This is a genomic window from Paracoccus hibiscisoli (genome assembly GCF_005048265.1).
GTDB classification, from domain to species: domain Bacteria; phylum Pseudomonadota; class Alphaproteobacteria; order Rhodobacterales; family Rhodobacteraceae; genus Paracoccus; species Paracoccus hibiscisoli.
The window spans coordinates 1-1,225 of the sequence record NZ_SUNH01000099.1; the positions used below are offsets into that span (position 1 = coordinate 1).

A 1,225-nucleotide genomic window follows, 5' to 3' on the forward strand; every position below is an offset into this window, starting at 1 on the left:
GGACCCCAAAACCCACGATCAAGCGTTTGATCCGGATCCCCTAAAGGAAAATCTCCGATCCAGCCAAAACCCCTGCACACCATCAGACCTCGGCAAGTTTTCACACGGTCTGGATCGTTTTTGAACATGGGGCAGGGGAGGTCATAGAGCTATCAAGCAGCTAAGGTTCGGTCCTTTTGAAGGCGCGAGAAGCAGCCAAGGTGCGTCTATTTGTTCAGAGACACGCTCAATCCTCCTTATCAGGGCTGGATTGTTATGGCAAAGATTGTCATGATTGCTCGGTAACACGACGGAGGTTCTCATGGCGACGATGAACGTCTCAATTCCCGATCCCATGAAGGTCTGGGTCGAAGAGCGCGCCCGCGGGGGCAGCTTTAGCAATGCCAGTGATTACGTTCGACATCTGATCCGGCGCGACCAAGAACGCACCCATGCGATCGAGCAGCTTCAGGCTGCCATCACGGAGGGGCTGCAAAGCGGCGAACCTAAACCGTTCGATGCCACAGCCTTTAAGGCGAAGATGCGCCGCAAGCATGCCAGCTGAGGGACATTACAGCCTCAGGCTTACGCCCCAAGCGGAAGACGACATGGAAGAGATCTGGCTGCACGGCGCGGCGGAGTGGTCGCCCGAGCAGGCAGACAGGTATGTCGATGGGATCACGGCTGTTTTCGATCTGCTCTGTGTCATGCCTGGGATTGCGCGAGAGCGCCTGGAGTTTAACCCGCCTGTTCGCATTCATCCGTCCGGGACTCATATGATCATCTATCGGACCGTCGGTAGCCAACTTGATGTGCTGCGCATTCTCGGAGGTCGTCAGGACTGGCCAAGATTACTGGAGATGCTGGAATGACCTTGGACTTTTCGCCCCTCGTTCCCAAGGATCCGTTCCGATCTGTGGCGCTTGATGTTAAAACAGCCAACAATGACCGCAGCAGCATCTATCAGATCGGCGTCGCCTGCGTGCGGCCCGACCATGCGATCGAGACATGGTGACCTATGACGATCCGCAATTGACCGTTGGATCTTTATCTACCCGCATGGGATCAAGCAGACAGTAGTCTGCTCGACAATGTTACATAAGACAGATTATAGGTATTATAATTGTAAAACCCAGATAGAATTGTCGCGAACTGGCAAAGTTGATTTGTCGCCTCTGCCCTGACGGATGACCCTTGGGCCATCCAGAAACGGGTCACGAGGAACAGCGATATGGGACTTGTTCTG

3 protein-coding genes are annotated in these 1,225 nt (G+C 54.3%); all 3 read left to right on the forward strand.

Annotation, left to right across the window (positions count from 1 at the left end):
• The first annotated feature begins 301 nt into the window (after positions 1-301).
• The 3 genes from FA740_RS19495 to FA740_RS19865 are packed head-to-tail and all read left to right on the forward strand — an operon-like array spanning position 302 to position 994.
• Positions 302-544, forward strand: a complete 243-nt coding sequence (locus FA740_RS19495) for a type II toxin-antitoxin system ParD family antitoxin (RefSeq protein WP_136858433.1) — start codon at positions 302-304, stop codon at positions 542-544.
• Positions 534-851 (forward strand): type II toxin-antitoxin system RelE/ParE family toxin, encoded by a 318-nt coding sequence (locus tag FA740_RS19500; protein WP_136858434.1) that lies wholly within the window; start codon positions 534-536, stop codon positions 849-851. Before FA740_RS19495 ends, FA740_RS19500 begins: the two co-directional genes overlap by 11 nt.
• Complete coding sequence (locus FA740_RS19865; protein WP_169306394.1) at positions 848-994, forward strand: 3'-5' exonuclease family protein; 147 nt, start codon at positions 848-850, stop codon at positions 992-994. The genes FA740_RS19500 and FA740_RS19865 overlap by 4 nt, the downstream gene beginning before the upstream one ends.
• Positions 995-1,225: the final 231 nt, after the last annotated feature.

What these genes read in the sequence shown, in the direction of transcription:
- FA740_RS19500 (WP_136858434.1), top strand. Translation starts at nt 534, where the DNA reads ATGCCAGCTGAGGGACATTACAGCCTCAGGCTTACGCCCCAAGCGGAA.
- FA740_RS19495 (WP_136858433.1), top strand. Translation starts at nt 302, where the DNA reads ATGGCGACGATGAACGTCTCAATTCCCGATCCCATGAAGGTCTGGGTC.
- FA740_RS19865 (WP_169306394.1), top strand. Translation starts at nt 848, where the DNA reads ATGACCTTGGACTTTTCGCCCCTCGTTCCCAAGGATCCGTTCCGATCT.